The organism is Rhodococcus sp. ABRD24, assembly GCF_004328705.1.
Lineage (GTDB): Bacteria > Actinomycetota > Actinomycetes > Mycobacteriales > Mycobacteriaceae > Prescottella.
In genome coordinates, this window is record NZ_CP035319.1 from 4748078 (window position 1) to 4773228 (window position 25151).

At 65.4% G+C, this 25151-nt stretch carries 24 protein-coding genes; 21 read left to right on the forward strand and 3 right to left on the reverse strand.

Translation table 11 applies throughout. The features are described from left to right. Positions 1-597, forward strand: coding sequence for a TetR/AcrR family transcriptional regulator (locus ERC79_RS21280; RefSeq protein ID WP_131580345.1), 597 nt, complete (start codon positions 1-3; stop codon positions 595-597). A gap of 26 nt (positions 598-623) precedes the next feature. Further along, a complete protein-coding gene (locus ERC79_RS21285) occupies positions 624-2135 on the forward strand; it encodes a glycerol-3-phosphate dehydrogenase/oxidase (protein ID WP_131580346.1) in 1512 nt (503 codons plus the stop codon). A gap of 573 nt (positions 2136-2708) precedes the next feature. Here ERC79_RS21285 and ERC79_RS23225 read toward each other — a convergent pair. After that, complete coding sequence (locus ERC79_RS23225) at positions 2709-3326, reverse strand: AraC family transcriptional regulator (RefSeq protein ID WP_165497186.1); 618 nt, start codon at positions 3324-3326, stop codon at positions 2709-2711. Between the two features lie 1054 nt (positions 3327-4380). Between ERC79_RS23225 and ERC79_RS21295 the strand changes: the two genes are divergently transcribed. From ERC79_RS21295 to ERC79_RS21375, 17 genes are all read left to right on the forward strand, one after another. Beyond that, positions 4381-4914, forward strand: a complete 534-nt coding sequence (locus ERC79_RS21295) for a hypothetical protein (protein ID WP_131580348.1) — start codon at positions 4381-4383, stop codon at positions 4912-4914. Between the two features lie 29 nt (positions 4915-4943). Next, on the forward strand, positions 4944-5933 hold the full coding sequence (gene gmd, locus ERC79_RS21300; protein WP_131580349.1) for a GDP-mannose 4,6-dehydratase: 990 nt from the start codon (positions 4944-4946) through the stop codon (positions 5931-5933). After that, on the forward strand, positions 5930-6829 hold the full coding sequence (locus ERC79_RS21305; protein ID WP_131580350.1) for an FkbM family methyltransferase: 900 nt from the start codon (positions 5930-5932) through the stop codon (positions 6827-6829). The genes gmd and ERC79_RS21305 overlap by 4 nt, the downstream gene beginning before the upstream one ends. 2 nt (positions 6830-6831) lie before the next feature. Beyond that, complete coding sequence (locus ERC79_RS21310) at positions 6832-8574, forward strand: amidohydrolase family protein (protein WP_131581423.1); 1743 nt, start codon at positions 6832-6834, stop codon at positions 8572-8574. Between the two features lie 43 nt (positions 8575-8617). Continuing rightward, a complete protein-coding gene (locus tag ERC79_RS21315) occupies positions 8618-9853 on the forward strand; it encodes an aminotransferase class III-fold pyridoxal phosphate-dependent enzyme (protein WP_131580351.1) in 1236 nt (411 codons plus the stop codon). After that, the gene (locus tag ERC79_RS21320; RefSeq protein ID WP_131580352.1) at positions 9850-10107 is read left to right on the forward strand and encodes an acyl carrier protein; all 258 of its coding nucleotides are present in this window, start codon (positions 9850-9852) and stop codon (positions 10105-10107) included. Before ERC79_RS21315 ends, ERC79_RS21320 begins: the two co-directional genes overlap by 4 nt. After that, positions 10104-11279: a beta-ketoacyl synthase N-terminal-like domain-containing protein gene (locus ERC79_RS21325; RefSeq protein WP_131580353.1), complete on the forward strand. Its 1176-nt coding sequence runs from the start codon at positions 10104-10106 to the stop codon at positions 11277-11279. Before ERC79_RS21320 ends, ERC79_RS21325 begins: the two co-directional genes overlap by 4 nt. Before the next feature lie 95 nt (positions 11280-11374). Continuing rightward, positions 11375-12031, forward strand: a complete 657-nt coding sequence (locus ERC79_RS21330) for a hypothetical protein (protein ID WP_207390380.1) — start codon at positions 11375-11377, stop codon at positions 12029-12031. After that, positions 12028-13392, forward strand: coding sequence for a class I adenylate-forming enzyme family protein (locus ERC79_RS21335; RefSeq protein ID WP_207390381.1), 1365 nt, complete (start codon positions 12028-12030; stop codon positions 13390-13392). Before ERC79_RS21330 ends, ERC79_RS21335 begins: the two co-directional genes overlap by 4 nt. A 13-nt stretch (positions 13393-13405) precedes the next feature. Continuing rightward, a complete protein-coding gene (locus tag ERC79_RS21340; protein WP_131580355.1) occupies positions 13406-13702 on the forward strand; it encodes an acyl carrier protein in 297 nt (98 codons plus the stop codon). Then, positions 13699-14739: a hypothetical protein gene (locus ERC79_RS21345; protein ID WP_131580356.1), complete on the forward strand. Its 1041-nt coding sequence runs from the start codon at positions 13699-13701 to the stop codon at positions 14737-14739. Before ERC79_RS21340 ends, ERC79_RS21345 begins: the two co-directional genes overlap by 4 nt. Beyond that, positions 14736-15479 carry an SDR family NAD(P)-dependent oxidoreductase gene (locus tag ERC79_RS21350; RefSeq protein ID WP_131580357.1) on the forward strand — a complete coding sequence of 248 codons (744 nt, stop codon included), beginning with the start codon at positions 14736-14738 and terminating at the stop codon, positions 15477-15479. The genes ERC79_RS21345 and ERC79_RS21350 overlap by 4 nt, the downstream gene beginning before the upstream one ends. Before the next feature lie 30 nt (positions 15480-15509). Further along, positions 15510-16796 (forward strand): nucleotide disphospho-sugar-binding domain-containing protein, encoded by a 1287-nt coding sequence (locus tag ERC79_RS21355; RefSeq protein ID WP_131580358.1) that lies wholly within the window; start codon positions 15510-15512, stop codon positions 16794-16796. Then, complete coding sequence (locus tag ERC79_RS21360; RefSeq protein ID WP_131580359.1) at positions 16793-17776, forward strand: Gfo/Idh/MocA family oxidoreductase; 984 nt, start codon at positions 16793-16795, stop codon at positions 17774-17776. Before ERC79_RS21355 ends, ERC79_RS21360 begins: the two co-directional genes overlap by 4 nt. Positions 17777-17835: 59 nt before the next feature. Next, positions 17836-18927 carry an inositol-3-phosphate synthase gene (locus ERC79_RS21365; RefSeq protein WP_131580360.1) on the forward strand — a complete coding sequence of 364 codons (1092 nt, stop codon included), beginning with the start codon at positions 17836-17838 and terminating at the stop codon, positions 18925-18927. 52 nt (positions 18928-18979) lie between these two features. Further along, positions 18980-20242 carry an MFS transporter gene (locus tag ERC79_RS21370; protein WP_131580361.1) on the forward strand — a complete coding sequence of 421 codons (1263 nt, stop codon included), beginning with the start codon at positions 18980-18982 and terminating at the stop codon, positions 20240-20242. Continuing rightward, complete coding sequence (locus ERC79_RS21375) at positions 20235-21350, forward strand: hypothetical protein (protein WP_131580362.1); 1116 nt, start codon at positions 20235-20237, stop codon at positions 21348-21350. Before ERC79_RS21370 ends, ERC79_RS21375 begins: the two co-directional genes overlap by 8 nt. A 27-nt stretch (positions 21351-21377) precedes the next feature. On the opposite strand, the gene ERC79_RS21380 is transcribed toward ERC79_RS21375, so the two are convergent. Next, positions 21378-22091: an AAA family ATPase gene (locus ERC79_RS21380; RefSeq protein WP_207390382.1), complete on the reverse strand. Its 714-nt coding sequence runs from the start codon at positions 22089-22091 to the stop codon at positions 21378-21380. On the opposite strand from ERC79_RS21380, the gene ERC79_RS21385 reads away from it, so the two are divergent. Both ERC79_RS21385 and ERC79_RS21390 read left to right on the forward strand, forming a co-directional pair. Beyond that, complete coding sequence (locus ERC79_RS21385) at positions 22077-23336, forward strand: acyltransferase domain-containing protein (protein WP_131580363.1); 1260 nt, start codon at positions 22077-22079, stop codon at positions 23334-23336. The two genes, ERC79_RS21380 and ERC79_RS21385, sit on opposite strands and share 15 nt — an antisense overlap. After that, entirely contained in the window at positions 23327-24286 is a 960-nt protein-coding gene (locus ERC79_RS21390) for a GDP-L-fucose synthase (RefSeq protein WP_207390383.1), read from the forward strand. The genes ERC79_RS21385 and ERC79_RS21390 overlap by 10 nt, the downstream gene beginning before the upstream one ends. Positions 24287-24294: 8 nt before the next feature. On the opposite strand, the gene ERC79_RS21395 is transcribed toward ERC79_RS21390, so the two are convergent. Further along, entirely contained in the window at positions 24295-24978 is a 684-nt protein-coding gene (locus ERC79_RS21395) for a MaoC family dehydratase (protein ID WP_207390384.1), read from the reverse strand. Between the last annotated feature and the right edge of the window lie 173 nt (positions 24979-25151).

Genomic DNA, 25151 nt, shown 5'->3' on the forward strand with positions numbered 1-25151 from the left:
ATGTCTATTTGTAACGATGTTTCTGCGCCACCGACGGTCGACGATCTGATCCTCGACGCGACGCGCTCCTGCGTGCTCGAGTTCGGGCTGCGCCGGACGACCCTCGCCGAGGTGGCACGCCGCGCCGGCGTCAGCCGTCCTACCGTCTACCGGCGCTGGCCGGACACCCGCTCCGTCGTTGCCGACCTGCTGACCCGCGAGATTCGCATCGCGATCCCCGACATGAACGGCAGTGACCCCGCGCGGTCGCAGCTCGTGCGCGCCGTTGTCGATGTCGCGGCCGAGATGCGCGGGCATCCACTCTTCGTCAAGATTCTCCGCTCGGATCCCGACATGCTCATGACCTACGTCGTCGAGCGGCTCGGTACGAGTCAGCGCGCGATCGTCGAGCGTGTGTCACAGGCGATCGTCGCCGGTCAGTGTGACGGCTCGATCCGGTCCGGTGATCCCGTACAGATGGCGGCCATGGTGCTGCTCACTGCGCAGTCTGCGGTCCAATCGGGCGAGATGGTGGCCGAGCTGCTGCCCGCACCCGCGCTCGCCGCGCAGTTGCGGATCGCGGTCGATTCCTTCCTCGCACCCCGACCGACTCCCTGACGTCCGACTCACTCCCAGGAGGAACCGTGCAGCAGAATCCGCAGTCGGCACTCGACGCCGACCGGCGCAGCCGCGACCTGTCAGCCCTCGGCGACGGAGGTGTGGTCGACGTGCTGGTGATCGGCGGCGGCATCACCGGTGTCGGAACTGCGCTCGATGCGGCGTCTCGGGGGCTGCGGGTGGTGCTCGTCGATCGGCACGACCTTGCGTTCGGGACCAGCCGGTGGAGCTCCAAACTGGCACACGGGGGACTGCGCTACCTGGCGTCGGGCAATGTCGGAATCGCGCGGGAGAGTGCCGTGGAGCGCGGCATCCTCATGACTCGGACGGCGCCGCACCTCGTCCGTGCACTGCCTCAGCTCGTGCCGCTGCTGCCGTCGGTGAGCTTCTTCGAGAAGACCCTGGTCCGTACCGGATTCCTGGCTGGCGATGTCCTGCGAATCACCGCCCGTACTCCGGCATCGGTGTTGCCGCGGTCGCGACATATCGGCAGCGAGCGGTCGGCGCAGCTGGCGCCCGCGGTGCGCCGGGAGGGGTTGCGCGGCGGCCTGCTGGCATTCGACGGTCAGCTGGTCGACGACGCTCGCCTCGTGGTCACCCTTGCCCGCACGGCCGCGGCCCACGGCGCGACGGTCCTGACCCGGGTCGGTGCCTACGACGTGACAGGAGAGTCCGCTCGGCTACGCGACGAACTCACCGGTGAGGAACTGACGATCCGCGCCCGTGCGGTGGTCAACGCGGCCGGTGTGTGGGCCGGTCAGGTCGATCCGGACATCCGGCTCAAGCCCAGCCGCGGCACCCATCTGGTGCTGCCCGCGGAACGACTCGGCAATCCCACCGCCGCGTTGACTGTGCCCATCCCTGGGGAGACCAATCGCTTCGTGTTCGCGCTGCCGGCGCAGCTGGGCCGCGTGTATCTGGGGCTGACCGACGAGGCTGTCGACGGGGCGGTTCCGGATGTGCCGACCGCATCGGACGGTGAGATCGACTTCTTGCTCGACACTGTGAACACCGCGCTCGCGACGCCGCTCACCCGCGCCGATGTCCTCGGCACGTTCGCGGGGCTGCGTCCGCTCCTCGATACCGGGGAGGGCAAGACGGCGGATCTGTCCCGCAATCATGCGGTGCTGCACTCGTCGAACGGGGTGATCAGCGTGGTTGGCGGCAAACTCACCACCTATCGGAAGATGGCGGAGGACGCCGTCGATGCCGCGGTTACCGCCGGTGGCCTCACCGCGCGCGCTTGCATGACCCGGGATCTGCCCGCGGTCGGGGCGACGGGTCCGGCCCCCCGGAACCTGCCTGTATCGCTGATCGCACGCTACGGCAGTGAGGCCGCACTGGTGGCCGCGGCTGGTGAACTGACCCCGATCGCCGACGGTATCGATGTCACCCACGCGGAGTTCGCGTTCGCGGTCAGTCACGAGGGCGCTCTCGACGTCGACGATCTGCTGGATCGGCGCACCCGGGTCGGGTTGGTGCCTGCGGATCGGGAGCGGGCACTCCCGGCTGCGCAGAAGGCTCTGGCCCGCGACTAGCCGTTGTGGTTCATGAGGTTGGTGACGCGGTAAGGGCAAGTCGGTAGGTGCTCGCCCGCGCGCTCGCCGGCACCCGCCACCAGTTCATCCGGCCCTACACCCCCTTGTAGTGCCATCTATTTGACTCTTCGTGCTTCTTCACGACGACAACTGGACGGAAGAAATATCGTTCAGATGTCATTGATATTCCATTGAGGATTCACTCACGTTATGAGCGGAGACATCATGAAGCGTGTCAATCGTTTTGCTGTCGGCGCCATTGCCTCAGCAGCTTTGGTTCTCGGCACCGGGGGCCTGGCCCAGGCCGCACCTATGCAAACAGCAAGCTGCACCACGAGCGTCTTCACCGTGACTTGGGGCACTGCCGGCGTCTACAGTGCGGCAATTCGCGACTCTGCGCACTTGCTGTACACCAAGAGTCAGGGTGATCGTGTCACCGGTCCGACCGGGGGCACCGGCGCTAGTTGGACAAAGGTTTACCTCGGCGGTGGGGGAATCGGCTTTATGCCGAAAGACTCCGTTCAGTACGTCGGGTGTAGTTAGCAGAAGCTTCGTCCAGGCGTGCTCGGACTGTCAGTGCCGCGCACGTCTGGATGGCCTATTTGCCAGCCGAAACTCCGTCGGAGTCTGTCCGGCGTGCTTGACGAACGTACGGGTGAAATGTGCGTTGCTGACAAACCCGCAAGCATGAGCTATCTCGCGGATCGTGGCAGGACCTCCTGTTAGGAGTCGCATTGCCTGGTCCATCCGCAAGCGCCGCAAATACACCATCGGCGTGTCGCCGTGCTCGGACGCTGCGAAGGCTGCAAAGAGTGTTCGCCGCGACATCATCAGAGCTCCAGCGACGGTGTCTGCATCGAGCGAGGATTCGGACAGGTGCCGTTCCATGTACCGGATTGCCTGGACACGCCTCATTTCGGCAGTGTCACTGTGGTCGATCTCCCGTCCGAGCGCAGCTCGAAGCACAACATCAGCGAGTCCTGTCAGGTACATGTCCGCGCCTTCGGTTTGATCGGAAGGAAGCGTCACAGCGTGACGAACCGATCCGACGAACAAGGTCTGCAAATGCGACGACAAGACAATCGGGGTGAATGCCATTCGCCGCAAAAGCGAGGCCGGCAGCGAAAGCCGTTCGAGGTCAACGTCGAGAAGCGCAAATCGGCTATCACTCGTGCGAGTGAACGAGCGCACCTCATCGGGGCACTCGACTAGCAACGAACCCGGTAGCAGGTCGCTGGTGCGGCCGCGGGCAGAGTGCATGCCGCCGCCACACAGACCGACAAACAGTTGAAGCTTGCCAGGATCAGCACTGGTGACATGATGGCGCCGGACTGTCGTTTGAACTGGAGACATACTCCCGATCGCCGCCCCCGCACTTCGTGCCCGAATACACTGAAAGTCGGCCCGAAAATCGTCGCCAACAGATTTGACAGGGTACACGTCCAAGGGATGAAGTAGCTGTTGAACTCGATCCCGCCACACATCGAACCTGTCACACGGATCCACATCTGTGTTGTGAACCCTTACAGCACAGCCCATTCGTCACCCCCTCGCAAATACGCTACAGAAGATGGTCACTCTCGCACACCGGGGGAATCGCTCACCCTCAGCAGCGATCTTCATCATCCCACGACTGGGGGCCGACGTTCTCCGCAACAGTAGAGTCCCGGCTTGAAGATGGGTTCCGAGCCTTCCTGGCGGGCGTGGCACTGCATGAAGGCGTAGTGCAGCAATTCCGCGTGCGGCACACCTAACAGCTCGTGTTCGTCGACTGGGACTGTCAGGTAGCCGATTGATCCGGGCTGAGTGGGGCTAAGTGGCCGATGATCCGCCAGCCGTCACGGGCAACCAAGTGGTTGTCCGCGGCGTCCTTGCTCTGATCATCCCACCGCTGTCAGACCGTGCTCGACGGCACTGCGACAACCTTCGATCTCGCTCGCGGTACCGTCCCGCAGCCCATCACTGAGGCATTACGGAACAGCAAAGGTTGAGCGGTTGACTTTTGAGAAGGCAACCGGGCAACCCCTTGCCGGAGGCTGCCGTAGCGGCGATGCTGTAGGTGGTCTTGGTCGCCACAGACTGAAACCTTGAGAAGTTCGTACTGCGATTTATCGAATCTTCTGTTGAGGTCAATATTGGTATTTGAATTCCCCGTCAAGCTTCCGCGATCGAGCAGTATTCCCCTTCGCTTGCCCGGCGATTGAATCTCTGTTTCGGGCCCGGTAAATCAACCGATGGAGTTCACATGCACTCGTTCGCTCCCGAAGGCGAAGGCCGTCATGCCTCGTGCGGTTCGCTGCTAGAGTTTTCTTCGGCGCCGCCGCAGACACGAATGCTGCTCTATGCGGACAGTTCGACAACGGTGTTGCTCGAAGCGCTGGTTGTCGACCGATTGAAGGTGCAAGTCGAACAGCAGATCCTGGTACGCGCTGACGATTTCCCGGACATCGGCTGCGGTCTGCTGGGTGCCGCACCTTCGGCGATGGTGGTAGACCGGAAATCCCGAATTTTGACGGCCGATCACGATGTCATCAGCGTAAACCGAGTGATTATCGCCGGGCCGGATCGAGACTCACTCGTTCCGGCCGATGGAGAATTGCTTGGCCCGCATCTCCGCAATATCGGCCTAGTGATGCAACGGAAGCCACTCGCAGCCGCACGGGATATCTGGCCTGTGGACGGAATGGAGTGCGGAAGCAAGACCTACGTCATAGACTGCCGCCCCGCGGGCCGCGTGTATGTCCACGAGAGGTTCAATCCTCAATTCATTCCACTGTAATTCTTCCTGCTATAAGGAGGCGGTGCCGCATGAAAAGAGCACTGATTACCGGTATTACGGGGCAGGATGGTTCTTATCTGGCTGACCTGCTGCTAGCCAAAGGTTACGAGGTGCACGGTGTCGTGCGGCGGAGTTCGTCGTTCAATACGCGACGACTCGATCACATCTATCGTGATCCACATGAATCAGGTCGGCGTCTGATTCTGCACTACGGTGACGTCAGCGATGCGAGCAGGCTCGTGACGCTGCTGGCGCGAATTAATCCGGATGAGGTCTACAATCTTGCGGCGCAATCGCATGTGCGCGTCAGTTTCGACGAGCCAGAGAATACCGGCGATGTCACTGGAATCGGTACCACCCGACTGCTCGAAGCAATTCTGATTTCAAATGTGAACACCCGCTTCTATCAGGCCTCGTCGTCAGAGATGTTCGGATCTGCTCTGCCGCCGCAGAACGAAGAGACGACCTTCTGTCCTCGCAGCCCCTATGGCGCCGCGAAATTATACAGCTATTGGATGACCCGAAATTATCGCGAGGCGCACGGGATCTACGCGGTCAACGGGATTCTCTTCAATCATGAATCTCCCAGGCGTGGCGAGACATTCGTAACCCGCAAGATCGCCAAAGCCGCTGCGCGAATCAAGGCGGGTCTGCAGTCCCGAGTCTATCTGGGCAACCTCGACGCGATTCGGGATTGGGGTTACGCACCGGAGTACGTCGAAGGGATGTGGCAGATGATGCAACTGGACGAACCCGACGACTATGTGTTGGCGACGGGCATTGGGACCACGGTACGCGAATTCGCAGATCAGTGTTTCGCGCACGTCGGGCTCGACTGGCGCGAATACGTTCACCGCGACGAGGCGTACCTGCGGCCTGCAGAAGTCGAGGCACTGATCGGCGATGCCGGCAAGGCGCGGACTGCCTTCGGCTGGAAGGCTCGGACCTCGACCGAGGAACTGGCCCGAATCATGGTCGATGCCGAGCTCCAACTTCCCGAGGCGGCGTGGGCGCGATGACAGCCGACGCACACACCACATGGCGGACGGCCCTGGATCGTCGGGCCCGCGGCGGCGTGCGGGAGCGGTTGCGGCATCCCGTGCGGACCTCCTTCCCTACGACGGGCAACCTGCGAGCGCGCCGCCATCGCGGTATCGGCGGAAGCTCCACGGCCCTAACTTTCTGGGGCCAGCGGATGACGATCGCGTTGCCCGAGGAGGTATCGATCTCCATACACCGACACGGCTTTGTCGACTACGATCTCACCGCATATCTTCTGGATCATTTGCCTTCGGGTGCAACGGTTCTCGACGTTGGTGCGCACATCGGCTACTACACGATGCTGGCCAGTGCGCTGGTCGGGCCGCAGGGGACGGTGGTCTCGTTCGAGCCGACACCTTCGACCCTGTCGGTGTTGCGCGAGAATGCGGCCCGCCGCCCGAACACCACGGTCGTTCCCGCCGCTGTGTGGTCCGAGCGTGACGAGCTGGTTTTCCACGATCACGGATTGGGGTACAGCGCCTATAATTCCGCGTTCCAGGCGCGGCTGCCGGAGGCCGTGCGTGTGCGGCTACCCTCCAACGAGCTGAAAGTCGAGGCGGTGTGCCTGGACGACTATGTGCGCGAGCACGGGCTCGTCGCCGATTTCGTCAAGATCGACGCTGAAAGCGCCGAAGCGCATGTGCTTTCAGGGATGCGTGGGATGCTCGCGATTCAGCGACCGACCCTTTCCCTGGAGGTCGGCGACCTCGACGTCGCGGGCGCTCCCCGTAGCCGAGAGCTGGTCGACACGGTGCTGGCGGCTGGATATCGGGCCTGGGAGCTGCGGCGTGGCCAGCCAGTTCCGCATGTTCCCCTTGCCGTCTACGGCTACCAGAACCTGATCTTCACGCCCGCGGGCCGGAAGGATGGATGACCGTGCACGACTTGGTAATTCGAAACGGAACGGTGTGTGACGGTTCGGGTATACCCACCCGGGTCGCAGATGTCGCCGTGGACAACGGCATCATCACCAAGGTCGGCCGCGTGGGTGGCGACCGAGGCCGCACCGAGATCGATGCTGAGGGTCAGCTTGTCACTCCCGGCTTCGTCGATATCCACACTCATTTCGACGGACAGGTGAGCTGGGATCCGCAGCTGACCCCCAGCTGCTGGCACGGCGTGACCAGCGTGGTGATGGGCAATTGTGGCGTCGGCTTCGCGCCCGCCCAGCCCGACCGGCACGACTGGCTGATCGGCCTGATGGAGGGTGTCGAGGACATCCCCGGGGCGTCACTGTCGGAAGGAATTACCTGGGAGTGGGAGACCTTTCCCGAGTACCTCGACGCGGTGGCGAAGGTGCCCCGGTCCATGGACGTAGCCGCACAGGTGCCGCATGGTGCGCTGCGTGCGTATGTGATGGGCGAGCGCGGCGCGGCGAACGAACCGCCAACTGAGGATGACCTGGAGCAGATGTGCAGGCTGGTTCGGGAAGGCCTGCACGCGGGTGCGATAGGTTTCTCCACCTCGCGGACCCTGACTCACCTGGCGATCACCGGCGATCCGGTGCCGGGCACCTTTGCCGCCGAGGAAGAACTGTTCGCGTTGGGCGGTGTGCTCGGCGAGGTCGGCACCGGAGTGTTCCAGCTCGTGCCGCTGGGTGCGGGCGGTGAGAAGGTCGACGACCCGTTGGGCGAGATCAAGTGGATGCGCAAGTTGTCCGCGGCGGTCGGCCGGCCGATCACATTCGGCCTGTTCCAGAACGATAACGACCCCGACGGTTGGCGCGAGCTGTTGCAGATCGCGGAGGACGCGGTGGCGGGCGGGGCGGATCTGCATCCGCAGGTAGCGGGTCGACCGTTCAGCGTCATCGTCAGCCTCGACTCCACCCATCCATTCCACAAGCGCCCGTCGTACAGGAAGATCGCGCATCTGCCCGCCGCGCGGCGGCGTGCCGCGATGCGCGATTCGGCTCTGCGTGAACGGATTCTGCGCGAGCGGCCCGTCGGTTCCGACCCACGATCGGCCCTGTTCCCGCAGGGCTACGAGCGACACTTCCCGATGACCACCACCTCGCCGAACTACGAGCCTGCAGCGGATCAGTCATTCGATGCTCTGGCACGGCGCACCGGCGCGAATCCAGAGGCGCTCATCTACGACTTCCTCGCTTCCGAGGACACAAGCGGCATGATCTTCCGTCCGCTGCTGGGGTATTCGGAATTCACCCTCGACCCGATTCGCGAGATGCTGCTGCACCCGCAGGCGGTTCTGGGACTCAGCGACGCGGGGGCGCACTGCCGGTTGATCTGCGATTCGAGTACGCCCACGTCGATGCTCACGCACTGGGTACGCGACCGGGATCGCGGAGAGCGACTGCCGTTGGAGTTCGTCGTCCGTAAACAGACCTGGGATACCGCGCGCCTCTACGGCTTGCGTGACCGCGGGCTGCTGCGGCCGGGATACCGGGCCGACATCAACGTGATCGATCTGGAGAGGTTGAGCCTGCACGCGCCGGAGTTCGTGTTCGACCTTCCCGCAGGTGGCGGTCGGCTCATCCAGAAGGCGGACGGCTACACCGCAACCGTGGTCGCGGGCGAGATCACCTACCGCGACGGGCGGCCGAGCGGTGCGCTGCCGGGCCAGCTGGTGCGCGGCCCCAAATCCGGCCCGGTGGTGCTGTGAACGCGTCGGACGAGACAACACTACTGCGGGAGAGGACTGCACCATGACCAATGTTGTCGGGAAGCTCAGCCTCGACGGGTCGAAGGAGTTGCTGACGCGGGGCAGGTTGGTCGATGCCACCCTGTCCGAAGAGGACTACGTGATCGAGAGGGACCGGCTCGTCGACGGCGCCTACCCGGTGTACGGGGAACGTGCGCGCGGCGCCCGGGTGTGGGATGTCGACGGGAACGAGTATCTCGACTTCATCCTCGCCTACGGCACGATCATCCTCGGGCACGTCGATCCGGTCGTCACGAAGGCTGCGCAGCGGGAGATCGAGGAGGGGTTCTCGATCTCGCTGCGCAAGCAGATTCACGTCGAGCTGGCTGAGCGGCTGGTGCAGACTATCCCCGGCGCCGAGCGGGTCTTCATTCTCAAGACCGGGTCGGATGCCACCAGCGCCGCAGTGCGTCTGGCGCGCGCGTACACAGGTCGCGATCGAGTGGTGCGCTGGGGTTACAACGGCTGGCATGACTGGGCGGCACAGCGCCCGGGTGGCATTCCGGAGATGGTGCGCAGTCAGGTGGCAACATTCCAGTACAACGACCTGGACAGTCTGCGCCAGGTGTTCCGCAGTCACCCCGGCGAGATCGCCTGCCTGCTGCTGATGCCGTTCGAACTCGATTGCCCAGCACCGGGCTTCCTACAGGGTGCGATCGATCTGGCACACGAGCACGGTGCACTGGTGGTGTTCGACGAGATGCGCTCGGGATTCCGCGTCGCGCTGGGTGGGGCACAGGAATTGTTCGGCGTGCAAGCCGACTTGGCGACCTTCAGCAAGGCGATGGCCAACGGGTGGGCGGTGTCTGCCCTGACCGGTCGCGCCGATGTGATGGCGATGGTGGGGAGAACCCACATCTCGTCCACGTTCTACTCCAACACCGTATCGATGGCCGCGGCGGTGGCCACGATCGATCAGCTCGCCGACGGGACGGCACTGGCCCGGGTGAAGGTGATGGGCGCGCGCTTGCAGGACGGGCTGGCGGCTCTGGTGCGCAAGCACGGGGTCCCCGCCGAAGTGCGTGGAGTACCGCAGATGCCGTTCTTGGCCTTCACCCATCCCGACGCAGACCGCTCGCGCCTGCTACAGGACACGTTCTTCGCGGAGACTACGCGACGCGGTGTGCTGCTGCATCCGACGCACCATTGGTTCGTGTGCGCGGCTACTACCGACGCCGATATCGAGTACGTGCTTGCGGTCGGCGACGAGGCAATGCGACTCGCGGCTGGTGTGGCATGAGTACCGGCACCGACCTGGAAATCCTCGCGCTGGTACGGGCCCGCCTGGCTCGACGGCTGGGCGAGGACGAGGCGCTGTCCTGGCTGAGCGACACAGAGCCACTGGCCGAGGCCGGAGTGGATTCGGTGCTGCTCATAGGAGTGGTCAGTGAGCTGGAGCAGGAACTGGGTGTCGCGCTTGGCGACGATGCGGTGCTGGAGGCGGCGAGCATCGGTTCGCTCGCGGCCGTGCTGAGTCAGGGGGAGCGATCATGAGTGTGACAACGCAGGCCGACCCGGTACGGGCGGCGCAGGACACCGCGCCGAACGCGGTTGCGATCACCGGCCTGGGTGCGTGCAGCCCGGGCGGGATCGGGGTGCCGGCGCTGTGGGAGGCGCTGTCTCGTGGCGAGTCGCATCGGCCGCATATCACCGAGTTCGACGTGGCGGGTGCGACGGTGCGTTGCGCGGGCCGGGTACCCGGACACGCGGTCGAGGTGAATGGCTGGCGGGTTCTCGACCTTGCCGAAACTGCGGTGCGAGAATCGATTGCGGGCATGGACGGCTCCTTGCTGGAGCGGACCGCGCTCGTGCTGGGTACGACCGACCCCGGTGTTGTGCCGCCACGGGCGGGACACCTGGCGGGTGATCTGGCTGCTGCGTGTGCGGAGCGGGTCGGTCTGGGTGGTGAGGCGATCACCGTCGCCAGCGCATCCGCCGCCGGCGCGACGGCCATCGGTGTTGCGCGCGATCTGATCGCGTCCGGTGCCGCATCCGCCGTCGTCGCGGGCGGTGCGGATGCGGTGACTGATATGGCGTTCCTCGGGCTGAACTCGCTACGCACGCTCGGCCCTGAAGGGTGCAAGCCGTTCAGTTCCCAGCGCCGGGGTATCGGGCTGTCCGAGGGTGCTGCCGTGCTACGGCTGGAACCGCTCGACGTTTCCCGTGGCGGGTCCGAGTCTCCGAAGGCTGTGCTGGCGGGGTGCGGGCTGACCAACGCGACCGGGCATCTGGCCGCCCCCGGTTCGGATGGGATCGAACTGTCGGTGCGACTTGCGCTGGCCGATGCGGGGTTGGTGCCCGAGGACATCGATTTCGTCAATACCCACGGTCCCGGTACTCGTCGCGGTGATGATGCCGAAATCGCTGCGCTACGTGCGGTATTCGGCTCGCGGCTGGGTTCGATTCCGATCAACAGCGTCAAAGGCGTGCTCTGGCACCTGCAGGGTGGGGCGGGTTCGGTGGAGGCGCTCGCCTGTGTGCTGTCGCTCGCCCATCAGACAATCACACCCACTTGGGGCGCCGAGCCTGTGGACCCGTCGTACTCGGACCTCGACCTCGTCGTCGGGACAACGCCGCGGCCGGTTCGGGGACTCCGCACTGCCGTCACCATCTCGTGCGGGCTCGGTGGCATGAACACGGCACTCGTCATTCGGAGGCCATTGTGAACGACTCGGTCGTGATCACCGCCGCGACCTCGGGTCCGGTGGACACTAGTAGCCTGTGGCGAGCGCATGCTGCCGGGGCGGATGGCAGGCGGGAAGTGAACACCCTGACCGGTGAGCTTCCGGAGCGAATCGCCGAGATCGCGGGCACGGCACTGGAGAACGGGCCGGATCCGGATCGCACCGGTTGCGTCTTGGGTTCGGTCTACGGATCAGGTCACGTCGCGGAGACTATTCGGGCGCGGCTCGACGCGGGGGCGCGGTCTTCACTGGCGCCGGAGTCCTTTGTTTACTTCAACGCCCACGGCGTCACGTCGATGCTGTGTCTGCGCCATCAGCTCAGGGGTTTCAGCACAACGGTTCTCGGCGTGGGCGCAGGCATGCAGGCACTGGGGGTCTCGCTACGCAGGATGCAGATGGGCGGGTGTCAGGCATTGTTGTGTGGCGGGTACGAGTTACTGAGCCCAGCCGCCGCGGCAGCGCTGGGTAGCGACCTCACGAATGGTTGGGCGGCATTCTTGTTACTCGAGACCGCAGATTCGGCTCGCGTTCGTGGTGCCGAGGTGCTGGCCGAGATCGGTTCCGTGGAGGTGGGACCGGCGGCGAGTGGGCCGGCCTCCGATGTCCGGGCAACCGCCCCCATCGCGGATATAGCGGCGGCACTGACTCTTCGGACTCCGTTGGTGGATCCGGTGACCGCGGTCGCGATGGGTAGAAGACACATCTATCGATGCACGGTGAGGGCCGCGGCATGAAGACGAACAACACGCTGCTCGACGTCCTTACTCGCCACGTCCGTGAGGGCCGCGGAGATCGGCCGGCCGTCATCGACTCGCGCGGGACAACCACTTACGCTGAGCTGGCGCGGGCCGTGGAAGAACGCGCGCGCGGGTTCCGGGCGGACGGTGTGAAACCGGGTACTCCGATCGGCATCGTGATGACCTCCCGGGTCGAGTCCATAGTTGAGTTCGCCGCCGCCAACGCTGTGCACGCGGCCATCCTTGTTCTGCAGGAACGGATGGCTGCGGGCGAACGCACCGCGGCGTTGGCTGATTTCGACGCCGCCATGTTGATCGGGCCGGATGGGGTCGAGCGGCTGAAACCCGCGACGCGGTCTTGCGACGATCCGACCTTCGCGATGACCAGTTCGGGCACCACCGGACGGCCGAAGGTAATCGCTCGGGAATGGTATGGCACGCTACAGAACTCGGAGATATTTGCGCAGACTTTCGGTATCGAGGCCGGCGACATCGTGCTCACCACGAGCCCTCTCGGCCACAGCTACGCCATCGAGGCCGGCACTCTCGCGGTGTTCTCTGCCGGAGCGTGCCAGCTCATACCCGAGGGGCCCCTGAGTCCAGCTCAGGCGCGGGTGCTGATCCAGCAGCATCGGCCGTCAATTCTGCAGACCGTCCCGATCGTCCTCGACTGGTGGGGGCGTGGTGGTATCGCCCGGGCGGCGGCGTGGCGCAAGTGTGTCAGCGCGGGCGACACACTGCCCGCCCCGGCTGCCGCATGGTGGCGCGCCGAGGGCGTTCCAGTCTTCGACCACTACGGCAACTCGGAGTTGGGCCAACTCACGCTGGATCCGGAGGGGGGATCCCTGACGGGTGTTGTGGGACAACCTCTTCCCGAGGTGCAGCTGCGCGCCGGTGACGGTGGTCCCGGCCCGGTCGTGGCTCGCTTCCCCGGACTCTTCCCGGTGCGGTTCGAGGCCGGCCAGGCAGTTCCACTGGCCGACGCCGAAGGTTGGGTCACCACCGGTGACCTCGGCGTACTCGAGCGCGGCGGGCTGCGACTGACCGGGCGCAGCGACATGGTCATCAACATCGGTGGCAACAAGGTCTCCCCGGTCGAGGTCGAAGAGGTCATTCGCTCGCTGCCTGGCGTTCAGGATTGCGCCGTCGTGGGCCGTCCTGGACCGGATGGGAAAAGCCAGGTTTGGGCGTTCGTCGAGGCAGGGGTTGACAACTTCGACGGCGCGGCGTTGCGTCGCCGGGCGGGCGACCTGCTGACGTCGTTCAAGGTGCCCGCGGTGATTCGCCGAGTCGACGCACTGCCCAGGACTGGCAGCGGGAAGCTGCGCCGAAGCCTGCTGATCGAGGACGAGAGCTGAGAAGGAGCAACACATGACCGAGAACATCAACACCGCCCGGACCGACAGTGAGCGAGACATCGTCATGGAGCTCATCACCACGGTACTGTCCGAGCGCCCGCACCTTCCTAAGTCGCTCGACGCGACGACCACCCTGCATGAGATCGGCATGGACTCGCTCGATCTGATCGTCGTCTTCTCGCGTTTCGAAGAGCGCTGGGGCGTGCCTTACAGCGAGGAGGAGACGGACTGGACCGTCTTCGAAACCCTGGGTGCGCTGGCCGATACGCTGGTCGCCCGGGCGCGTGCGGCGGGTCGGGAGCTGCAATGACCGCGACGGTCCACCCCCGTCTGCCCACATTCGATCAGCAGGGCGCCCTCGGGTGGCGTGACCGCGCACTGGACGGGCTGAACTGCATATTGCGTTGCGTCGAGTCGGTATTGCGGTTCCGGGGGCTGGAAGCGCTCGAGGTGGCCCGTGCTCTCAACGGAGCGTTGGATCCCGTCGGCCGCGACCTCGCGAAGGACTTCGACGGATGCCGGGTGCACTACCGCACCGCCTTCGGTGAAGGCAACCGAAATGTCCCCTTCGTGCTGGATCGGCTCGGCGCGGGCGAGCCGGTGATGGTGCTACCGGACCGATTCCATCTTCCCGGCGACGTTTACGAGGGCCGGTATCACTTCCACGATCACGCGGTGCTGGCGGTGGAGTTCTCTCCGGAGCGTAGCGAGATGACGGTCCTGGACACCGATGCCGATCCCGAGAACGGATTCCGGCGGCTCTGGGAAATCACCGAGGCAGAGCATCAGCTGTTCACATGGGTCGGCACAGTTGAGCTGACTGCGAAACCGGACAACCGTAGGGGCGAGGACTACTTCGCCGCGCGGGTGGCCGGCGATACACCCCTGCTGATCACGGGAGCCGCCGCACTCGGTGCGCTCATCGATGAATTGACTGATGCGGGTTTGGGTTTGGTGACCGCCCGAGCACTACACGTTCTGGTCCTCGGCGACATCCAGCCGCTGCTGTTCATCTACGGGCATTCGCTCGCCGTGACTGAGGACGACGCGCTGCCGCCGGAGGTGGCCGAGGTGCGGGCCGCTGCCTTGGCGTCCCGGGTGTGTGCCAAGCGTTTGGGGACCGCCCTGATCGCGGCGCACGAGAACTCCGAACCGCAAGCGGTGTATCCGAGGGTGCTCGAACTCGCCCGCCCGCTGCGGACCGCTCTGGATCGATTGGGAGTGGCCCTGGTCGCTGCGGGTGGCGCGCAGGGGCCGCAAGACCCCGAGGCGCTGCCCCGATTGCGGGAGCGCTTCGCCCACATCGAGCGAAGTTGCTTCCCGGTCTCCGAGGATGCGGCGACGTGACCCCGACCGTGGCTCTCGTGACCGGCGGCTCCGGACCGTTGGGTGGTGCGATAGCGCATGCGCTGGCCCGATCCGGATACGCGGCGGTGGCCGTGCACGCCCACCATGACGCCGGCGCCGCGGAAGCGGCGGCCGACCGGGTGCGCGCGGTGGGCGCGAAGTCCACTGTCGTGCTTGCTGATCTCGCCGAGCGTACCGCGCCTGCGCGGCTGGTCGATCAGGTCGTTGCCGAACTCGGCGGGCTCGACGCGCTCGTGGTCAACCACGGCGTGCATCGTGACCGGCCGCTCGTCGCCGCCTCCGACGCGGAATGGGACGAGCAGATCGACACCAATCTCGCGGGCACGTTCCGCAGCGTGCGGGCGGCGCTGCGGGTAATGACCCGACGGTCGAGCGGGAGGTTAGTGCTGGTGTCCTCAGTCGCCGGGTTGCGCGGACAGCCGGGGCAGGCGGTGTACGCGGCCAGCAAATCGGGTTTGCATGGATTGACGTGGACGGCTGCCCGCGAATACGGCCGGTTCGGGATCACCTGTAACTGCGTTGCCCCTGGACTGATGGAGGGCACACCCGCACACGCCGGGCTCTCCGAGCAGGTGCGGAACTCGGTGGTCGAACGGACCCCGCTCGGCCGGCCGGGCCGGGTCGAGGAGGTCGCCGAGGTGGTGGCGTTCCTGTGCTCGCCGGCGGCCTCCTACGTATCCGGCCAAGTGATCGCGGTCGATGGCGGGATGACGAGCTGATCGTGGATGACGACCGATGATGGGAGATCCGTGAGCGAGCGAGTTTTGTTCTTCCCCTGGGGCTTCGGTGGTGGGGCAGCCTATACAGGCCGATGTCTGGTGCTGGCTGCAGCGCTGGCCGAGGCCGGTGACGAGGTGATCTTCGCCGACTCCGGGCTGAGTGCAATGGTGCGCGAGGCCGGATTCCCGGTACTCGAATCCGCAGCCGAGGCACCCCGGCCGAGCAACCGGCACTCGGTTCCCCCTTACTTGCCCTTCGCCGATGTGGAACGGGTCTTCGCGGTGGCGGCGAGCTTTCATCGCGAGGATCGGGTCCGGGCGCGGATCGCCGCCGACGCGGAGCTGATCGAGCGGTCTCAGCCGACCGCGGTGGTCATCGACATGTCGCCCACCGCGGCGCTGGCCGCGCGGGCAGCGGGTTTGCCCGTGATCTCGCTGGCCGACGCCGATTTCGTCACTCCGTGCGCCAATGGCTGGATGCCGTGGTCGACGGTGGCTCCGCGGGACCTGCTCCCGCATCCGTCGAGCCTGCCGGTGTGGGACATGATGTCGAGCGAGTTGGGCCTGGGTCCGGTCGAGCGTGCCGAACATCTACTGTGGGGCGACGTCACACTGATCTCCAGCCATCCCGACTTGGAACCACTCGGCGGGCCGCCGCACCGCGGTGAGCTGCACTACGTCGGCCCCATGTACTGGAATCCGCCTCGGCCGGTTGGCGATCCGCCACCGGATACCGACCTGTCGAGGGTCTACGTCACCATTGGTAGCGGCGGCACTGCGGGAAAGCGGGCGTTGGGCAATATCTTCGATGCTTGCGCCGGGCAGCCGTGGACGGTCTATGTGTCAGGTGGTTTCGCCGACCTGACCGACCTGACCATCCCGGACAACGTCCACCTCGCCGGATTCACCGGCCTGGACACGCCATTGGCTTGGGCGGATGTCGTACTCAGCCACGGCGGATCCGCGACGGTGCTGGCCACGCTCCTGCACGGCAAGCCCTCGGTGATCATGCCGTTCATGTCGGAGCAGGAGATGAACGGCCGGCGTTTGGTCGCCGACAGCGGCGCGGGTGTGCTGCTGCGCACCAGCACGACCACCTCGCACGGTCGTTTGGCCTTCACTGACCGGTATTCCGGCCCGGCCGACCAGTCGCAGGTCGGAGCCTTCGACATTCGACAGGGCATCGCGGAGGTGCTCGGCGACCAGGCATTCACCGCGGCCGCTCGGCAGTGGGGCGTCCGCTTGCGCGAACTCGGGTCGAGAAATGACATCGTGGCACTGACGTATTCGGCGATCTCGGCGGGGGTAACGCGGTGAGCGGGCTTGTCATCGGAATCGTCGGCTGCGGCCAGATCGGCGCCATGTACGCCGACCACCTCGACGCCCTCGGCCCATACCACCTGGTCTGCGTCGACATCGATCTCGAACGAGCGGAGAAATTGGCTCGCTCGGCCACCAAAGCCACCGTAGCGGGAACGGTCGAGGAGCTGATTGACCGCGGCTGCGATGCGGCCTTGGTAACCTCGGCGACCTCGAGTCACCCCGCTCTGGTGGAGGCGCTGGTGGAGGCAGATATACCGGTACTGTGCGAGAAGCCACTCGCCACCGATCTCGACGAGACCGAGCGGCTCGGTACCCTCGCCGAGGAGCGTGAAGTCCCGGTGTGGGTCGGGTTCCAGCGGCATTTCGATCCCGGCTTCGCCGACCTGCGCGCGCGGACGGCAGCAGGGCAGCTGGGGCGAGTGCATTTGTTGCGCTTGGTCTCCCACGACATGGTCCCGCCGCCGACCGCGCGGTTGCACGAGAGCGGCACGATCTTCACTGACCTGATGCTGCACGACTTCGACCTGGCCCGGTGGCTCACTGGTCGTTCGGTCGAGCAGGTGAGTGCGGACGGCGGCGCGCTGTCGCGACCGGAACTGGCCGAGATCGACGACTTCGACACCGCCATCGCCATGCTCCGCCTCGACGACGGGACGCTGGCTGTGCTCACTGCGGGCCGCTGGCAGCCGCTGGGCTACGACGTGCGTGCCGAGATCCTGGGCGAGCAGGGGAATCTGCTCGCGGGCGCCGATCAGGCGCAGGAACTCGGTGCTCAGATCACCCCGCACCACCGCGGGTATTGGGATCGATTCGCGACCGCCTACCGGGCCCAGGTGGACGCATTCCTGGTCGAGGTGGCCGGCGGAACGCACCATCCGGCTGCGGGCGGTTGGCGTGATTCGCACGCCGCCCTGCGTTGCGCGTTGGCCGCCGAGCGGTCCGCGCGGGCCGGAACGACACCTATGGCTCCATGACCGGACGGGCCGGTGCGATGCCGGGCCCGTCTCAATCGAGAACCCGGCGAAAGGAAATCATGAGCGAGATCTGTGTTGCCATCGTGGGAGTGGGCAACTGTGCCGCGTCCCTCGTCCAAGGCGTGCACTACTACCGCGACGCCGATCCTGCGACCCGCGTCCCAGGCCTGATGCATGTGGACTTCGGCGGATATCACGTGCGCGATCTGCGCTTCGTGGCGGCCTTCGACGTCGATGCAAAGAAGGTTGGGCAAGATTTGGCCGCGGCGATTACCGAGTCGGAGAACAACACGATCGCGATCTGCGACGTGCCTCCCACAGGTGTCGTCGTCCAACGCGGGCCGACCCTCGACGGACTGGGCCGCTACTACCGGGAGACCATCGTCGAGTCCGACGAGAATCCCGTCGATGTGGTCGCGGCGTTGCGCGCCGCGAAGGTCGACGTGGTGATCTCCTACTTGCCCGTGGGGAGTGAAGTGGCCGACCGGTACTACGCGCAGTGTGCCATCGACGCGGGTGCCGCCTTCATCAACGCGCTGCCGGTCTTCATCGCCTCGGATCCGGTCTGGGCGGCGAAGTTCGCCGAGGCGGGCGTGCCGATCATCGGAGACGACATCAAGTCCCAAGTGGGTGCGACGATTACACATCGGGTGCTGGCCCGATTGTTCGAGGACCGCGGGGTGCACTTGGAACGGACCATGCAGCTCAATGTCGGCGGCAACATGGACTTCCGAAACATGCTCGAGCCCGAGCGACTGACCTCGAAGCGGGTGTCGAAGACACAGTCGGTGACCTCCCAGGTCGAGCGGACGCTGGCCAAGCAGGACGTGCATATCGGACCGTCGGATCATGTTGCGTGGCTCGACGATCGGAAGTGGGCCTACGTCCGGTTGGAGGGCCGGGCATTCGGTGACGTCCCGCTCGCGCTCGAGTACAAGCTCGAGGTGTGGGACTCGCCCAACTCAGCAGGCGTCATCATCGACGCGGTGCGCGCGGCCAAGCTGGCGCTTGACCGTGGTATCGGTGGCCCGCTCGAGGCCCCGTCGTCGTACTTGATGAAGTCACCGCCGGTGCAGTACCGCGACTCAGAAGCACGGGATGCGCTCGAGGCGTTCATCAAGGGCGATTCGGATGTCTCGACACAGCGATGAGTGGGAGGGGGAGTGCCCGCATCGGTCCGACGCAAAGGGATGAAATTCGCACATGGCGGCACCAGTAACCGCGATTCCGGAGCAGACGCTCGAACGGGACTTTCGCTTGCTTTGGATCGGTTCCGGATTCAGCCAGCTCTGTGGCATGGCGACGGTTCTCGCCTTCCCGTTGCTCGCCGCCGACAGACTCGGTGCGAGTGTCGGCGAGGTGGGCCTCATCACTGCGGCGGGATATCTGCCGTGGTTGCTGCTGACCCTGCCTGCGGGCGTGTATGCCGGGCGGCTACGTCCGCGGGTCGTGCTGGCGACCGCAGACGTGAGTCGCGCGATCATCGTCGCGATGGTGCCGGTGCTGGCGGCCACCGGACATCTGGCGCTGTGGCATCTGTACCTGTCGAACGTGCTGGTGAGCTGCGCGACGGTCTTCTACGAGATCGTGTATCTATCCATGCCGCCAAAGATGCTGCCCCGGGAAAAACTGATTTATGGGAACATCCGGCTGCAGGTCGCGCGCGCGGTGTCGCTGGCCTTCGGGCCGGCACTGGCCGGAATCACCGTGCAGGTGGTCGGCCCGCAGGTCGCTCCGCTGGTCAATACGGTGGGATTCACCGTATCGGTGATCTGCAACCTGCTCATGCGGTCGCGCATCGAGGCGTCGGCACCGCAGACCGCTGGTCGCGGTGTCCTCGCCGACCTGGGCGAGGCGATCCGGTTCGTCTTCGGGAGACCGGTCATTCTGGCCTCGACCGCGGCCTCCGCGGTCGGCAACTGCTGTTTCGCCGCTTACGAGGCTCTGGTCGTGGTTTTCCTGGCGAAGGATGTCGGGGTTGCCCCGGGCACCCTGGGCCTGTTGCTGGGGGCGGTCGGGATCGGCGCGCTGATCGGCGCATTCACCGCAGGCCGGGTCAGCCGGTGGCTCGGCACCGCGCGGGCAGTATGGATACCGGCCGCGGTCCTCGCTCCCGCCGGCTTGCTGCTTCCGTTCACCCACAAGGGATCCGGCCTGTTCCTGTTCGTCGCCGGGGCGGTGCTGTTCCACGCCGGGTACGCGGTCTTCACGGTGGGCCAGGCCACCCTGGTGCAGATGCTGACCCCGGATCAACTATTGCCGCGCACCGTCGCCTGCGTCCGGTTCATCAGCCGCGGCATGTTGTTCGTCGGTGGTCTGGTCGGCGGCGGGCTGGGCAGTTTGTTCGGTCCTCGGATCGGGCTGGCAATCGTGATGGTCGTGTGGCTCAGCGCCCCGCTCATCACCGCAACCTCACGGCTACACACGTGGCGAGACATCCCCGAATTGGAGAAGGCACATGACTGACACGATAGATATCGTCATCACCACCATAGGTTCCGGGGAGTTCCTGGAACGGTTCACCGACACTCTGGCCGAGACCGGCGTCCGGCTCGTCGTCATCCCGGACCGCAAGACCCCGTCCGCGTTCCTCGATGCGGTCGAGCGGGCCCGCGGTCGCGGGGCCACGATCGTGTCACCGGATATAGACGAACAGGATCGACTGCTGGCCAAACTCGGGGTACCGGAGCTGATTCCGTACGACTCCGACAACCGGCGCAACATCGGATACCTGTTGTCCTATCTTGACTACAGCTCCTTCGCGGTGTCGATGGATGACGACAACCTTCCCGTCGACCGGCCCTTCCTGGACGAGCACAAAGTTGTGCTGCAGGGTCCGACGACCCATCGGGTCGTGTCGACCGACACCGGGTGGTACAACGCCTGCGATCTATTGACGGTGGAACCGTGTCGGGTGTTCCCGCGCGGATTCCCTTATGGGCCGAGGGAGACGGAGACGCAGGTGACCACGTCCGAGTCGATCGCGGATGTCCGGGTCAACGCCGGGTTGTGGCTGGACGATCCGGATGTGGATGCGGTCACCCGGTTGGCGATCCGGCCGCGAGTGACCGGCTACGGCCGCGAGACCGCGGTTCTGGCACGAGACACCTGGTGCCCGATCAACTCCCAGAACACCGCCATTCATCACGACTCCCTGCCCGCGTATTACTTCCTGCGGATGGGGCAGCCAATCGGTGGCGCACCGGTGGAGCGGTTTGGTGACATCTTCAGCGGCTACTTCGTCGCGGCCTGCGCCAAACATCTCGGCCACGCGGTCCGTTTTGGCGGCCCGCTGGTCGATCATGAACGCAACGTGCACGACCTGCTCGACGATCTGGCTATCGAACTGCCCGCGATCAGGTTCATGGACGAACTGCTGGACTGGCTCACCGGATTCCATCTCGAGGGCTCTGACTACACCCAGGCGTACGAGTCGCTCAGCTACGGCTTGCAGGACTTCGCCGAACAGGCGACTGGTCGCGCGTACACGCCGGAGACACGGGCGTTCCTGCACCGCAGTGCCCATCACATGCGGACGTGGTTGCGCGCCATCCGCACAATCCAGGGAGGCTGATGCGGTGGCGCGCAATGGATCCAGAGCTCAGCAGTTGCCGAGGATCTTGTCCACGGTTTCAGTCAACGTCAGTTCGGTGCTGTCGATCCAGGTCCCCTCACCGTCGAGTTCGGACCGCAGGGCCTCGTCGAGGAACGACCAGTCATCGGCCAGTTTCTTGTCGCGGGCGGCGATCCGGTTCCCCGCAGTCTCGGGAGTCGGTGCCAGCACAATCAGTCGGAGCGGGAGGTCCTTCATGTGCTCTTGATAGAACTCCAGATGTGCGCGCCGCACCACCACGTCGTCGATGACCGGCACGACACCGGCGGCGTGGAAGCTGCGGGCCAGCACCGACGCGTTGCGGGCCCGCAGCAGAAGCTGCCGGTCGGCCTCGCGGTCCTCCTCCGGGGAGGGCAGATGTCCGCCGGAAACAATCAGGTCCTGCAGGTGGTCGCCCTCGATATGCGCGCCGAGCGGGAACCGGCGCGCCAATTCGTCGGATACCGAGCTTTTACCGGAGCCCGGAATCCCGATCACGAGGAATACGGCCGAGGCTGGGACGGAATCGACGACCGTACCCTGAAAGGAATCTTCTGGCATGTTTCTCCGATATCCCATCTCTTCGAATTTCAGACGGTTTTCGTCGAACGGAGAATGTCGAACCCTGCTCCGATTCAACCCGTCTCTTAATTGATCATGCAATGATAGAAATAGCACGATTTCCGACCAGAACGCAAGGAGGCGACTATGCTCATTACCCACGCGACATCGGCGGCGCCACCATGGTTGTTGCTCTATTCAGCCGCCGATCACGCGGGATTGGCCGATGCGGCGCGGGCGGATGCGAAATCTCTCGGCGAGGGCAACGATCCCGCGGCGGCCGGCCACCGGGCGCCCGGGCGATGTCGGCTGGCTGTTGCGGCCGGGGACCGAGATGGGCTCGTCGAAGGACTCACCTTCTTCGCCGACGGCCTGGCCAGCCCACGCTGGGTCGCAGGACAGGCCGACAGTGCCGCCGCACGTGTCGCGTGGTGTTTCGGCGGGCACGGTAGCCAGTGGCCAGGCATGGGGCGCGCGCTGCTGGACTGGTCGCCCGAGGCCGCTGACGTGCTCAACGAGCTGGATGACCTGTTGCCAGGCGGTGTTCTCGGGCCGCTGACCGGGCAGATGGAAGCATCACAGGACACTCCGGCCGCGACGCAGCCCCTCATCTTCGCGATTCAGGTTGCCACCGCACGCTGGTTGTGGGCGTCGGGTCTTCGGCCTGCTGCGGTGATCGGACACAGCCTCGGCGAGGTCGCGGCCGCACATGTTTCCGGCGCGCTCAGCCTGACCGAGGCGGCGCGGGTGGTGTCGACCCGCAGTCGGCTGTTGAACTCCGTGGGCGATGGCGGCGCGATGGCCACCGTCGGATTGGACCGCGAGACTACGGCGGACCGGTGCGCCGCGGCCGTCGGAGGCACCGTGGTTGTCGCAGCCCACTCGGCGCCGCAGGAGACGGTGATCACGGGTGACGAGCAGGCCACTGCAGCCCTGATCGAGAACCTGCAGTCGGAAGGCGTGCGCTGCAGGATGATCCGCATCACCGCGGCATCACACGGTCCGCGGGTCGACAGTGTGCTACCCGAACTGCGTGCCGAACTCGCGGACCTCGCTCCTGCGCTGACACACACCGCCTGGCTGTCCACCGTCAACCCCGGCTCGCCACCCCTCGCCGACGCCGACTATTGGGCCCGTAACCTACGGCAACCGGTGCGGTTCACCGAGGCGGTAAGCACGCTGGCCGGCCGCGGCATCCGGGCGTTCTTGGAGATTGGCCCACATCCGGTACTACTCAAGCCACTACGTGACACCTTGCACGCGGACGGTGTCGACGAACCCCTGCTGACCGCCTCCGGCCACCGCGGCACGCCCGAGTCCGTCTCGCTGCTGCGTGCGCTGGGCGCCCTCTACTGCCGTGGTGCGAACGTCCCGGTTCCTACCTACCAAGGACTGACATGGACATGACCAAGACTGTCCCCCTCGACCGTTCAGCGACGGTGCTGGTGGCCGGCTCGACGGGACTCGTCGGCTCGGTCGTCATCCGCCATCTGCACGAGCAGGGATTCACATCGGTCGTCGGGGCGCACACCGCCGACGTGGACCTGACCGATCCCGCGGCCACCACGGAGTACTTCGACTCGATCCGGCCCGCGGTGGTCGTGGATGCCGCCGCCCGGGTGGGCGGGATCGACGCCAACAACAGCGAACCTGTCGAATTCCTCAACGACAACCTGCGCATCCAGACCAACCTGTTCACCGCTGCGCACGCGGTCGGTGTCGATCGACTGCTTTTCCTCGGTTCGTCGTGTATCTATCCCAAGTACAGTCCGCAACCCATTCCCGAATCGGCGCTGCTGACCGGCCCGCTGGAGGAGACCAACGACGCCTATGCAATCGCCAAGATCGCGGGCGTGATCGCGGTGCGGTCTTATCGCAGGCAGTACGGCAGGCGGTGGATCTCGGCGATGCCGACCAACGTCTACGGCCCCGGGGACAGCTTCCACCCGACACGCTCGCACGTGCTGCCTGCGCTGATCCGGCGCTTCCACGAGGCGGTCGAATCGGGTGCGGAGGAGGTCGTCGTCTGGGGCACCGGAACACCGCGCAGGGAATTCATCCACGTCGACGACCTCGCGGCGGCCTGCCTGCATCTGCTCGACCACTACGACGATCCCGAACCGGTCAATGTCGGGTGCGGGACGGACGTGAGCATCGCTCAGCTCGCTTCCCTGGTCGCCGATGCCGTCGGATTCACCGGTCGAATCACGTGGGATGTAAGCAAACCGGACGGAACCCCGCGCAAGTTGCTCGACACCTCCCGCCTCGCCGGTATCGGGTGGAAGCCCGCCATCGACCTGGTCGACGGACTGCGCGATACCGCGCGGTGGTACGCCGATTCGGTCGGGGCATCGTGAGCGGCCGGTCACCCAGGCTGGGTGAACTGACCTGCGTCCATCACGATTCCGCGATTGGTGTGCACCTGGAACAGCGCGTCCTCGCCGCGCTCCCAGATCCGCACCGACAGCGTCTGTCCGGGGAACACTGGTGCGGTAAATCGAGCGGATATGGTCCCGAACCGAGCCGGATCACCGCCGCACAGCGCGTGCAGCAAGGCACGCCCGGCGAACCCGAACGTGCACAGACCGTGCAGCAGCGGACTACGCAGGCCGAGCCGGGCTGCGACGTTCGGATCCGAGTGCAGCGGATTCAGGTCGCCGCTCAGTCGGTAGAGCAAGGCCTGGTTCGGGGCTGTGCAGTAATCGATTACCCGGTCGGGCTCGCTGTCCGGACGATCCCACGGGTCGTCGCGCCCGGGTTCACCGCCGAAGCCGCCCTCGCGCCGGATTGTCAGTCCGGTGCGCAGTTCGGCCAGCGGTCCTCCCGTTCTCGGGTCGACACAGGTCGAATCGATGACCGCGAGGGCATTGTGCCCCCGATCGTAGAGCGCGGTCAGTCGTGAGGTCGACGTGGCGGTGCCGGTGGTCGGCAACGGACCGTGCAGGGTCAGCGACTGATGGCTGTGCAGTAGATGGGCTGGGTCGAAATCACCGAACGGCGGCTGCCTCTCTCGGGCGAGCAATGTCGTGGCGAAGGTGGGTAGTACCATCGGCGGATGGTCGGTCGAATTATCGGTGGTGAATTGTAATTCGGTGCCGGGATCATCCGCGCCAGCGCCCACTCCGATCGCATAGAGCGCGGTATCGGAGAATGTCCAATTCCGTGTTCCGGAATCCCAACTTCGGCCGACCAGATCGTGCCGTAGAGCCATGAGTATCCAGC

Excerpts from the sequence above, each read along its gene's own strand:
- ERC79_RS21370 (WP_131580361.1), top strand. The coding sequence starts at position 18,980 with ATGGCGGCACCAGTAACCGCGATTCCGGAGCAGACGCTCGAACGGGAC.
- ERC79_RS21315 (WP_131580351.1), top strand. The coding sequence starts at position 8,618 with ATGACCAATGTTGTCGGGAAGCTCAGCCTCGACGGGTCGAAGGAGTTG.
- ERC79_RS21345 (WP_131580356.1), top strand. The coding sequence starts at position 13,699 with ATGACCGCGACGGTCCACCCCCGTCTGCCCACATTCGATCAGCAGGGC.
- ERC79_RS21365 (WP_131580360.1), top strand. The coding sequence starts at position 17,836 with ATGAGCGAGATCTGTGTTGCCATCGTGGGAGTGGGCAACTGTGCCGCG.
- ERC79_RS21280 (WP_131580345.1), top strand. The coding sequence starts at position 1 with ATGTCTATTTGTAACGATGTTTCTGCGCCACCGACGGTCGACGATCTG.
- ERC79_RS21375 (WP_131580362.1), top strand. The coding sequence starts at position 20,235 with ATGACTGACACGATAGATATCGTCATCACCACCATAGGTTCCGGGGAG.
- ERC79_RS21395 (WP_207390384.1), bottom strand. The coding sequence starts at position 24,978 with ATGGTACTACCCACCTTCGCCACGACATTGCTCGCCCGAGAGAGGCAG.
- ERC79_RS21340 (WP_131580355.1), top strand. The coding sequence starts at position 13,406 with ATGACCGAGAACATCAACACCGCCCGGACCGACAGTGAGCGAGACATC.
- ERC79_RS21295 (WP_131580348.1), top strand. The coding sequence starts at position 4,381 with ATGCACTCGTTCGCTCCCGAAGGCGAAGGCCGTCATGCCTCGTGCGGT.
- ERC79_RS21385 (WP_131580363.1), top strand. The coding sequence starts at position 22,077 with ATGCTCATTACCCACGCGACATCGGCGGCGCCACCATGGTTGTTGCTC.
- ERC79_RS21320 (WP_131580352.1), top strand. The coding sequence starts at position 9,850 with ATGAGTACCGGCACCGACCTGGAAATCCTCGCGCTGGTACGGGCCCGC.
- ERC79_RS21390 (WP_207390383.1), top strand. The coding sequence starts at position 23,327 with ATGGACATGACCAAGACTGTCCCCCTCGACCGTTCAGCGACGGTGCTG.
- ERC79_RS21305 (WP_131580350.1), top strand. The coding sequence starts at position 5,930 with ATGACAGCCGACGCACACACCACATGGCGGACGGCCCTGGATCGTCGG.
- ERC79_RS21335 (WP_207390381.1), top strand. The coding sequence starts at position 12,028 with ATGAAGACGAACAACACGCTGCTCGACGTCCTTACTCGCCACGTCCGT.
- ERC79_RS21325 (WP_131580353.1), top strand. The coding sequence starts at position 10,104 with ATGAGTGTGACAACGCAGGCCGACCCGGTACGGGCGGCGCAGGACACC.
- gmd (WP_131580349.1), top strand. The coding sequence starts at position 4,944 with ATGAAAAGAGCACTGATTACCGGTATTACGGGGCAGGATGGTTCTTAT.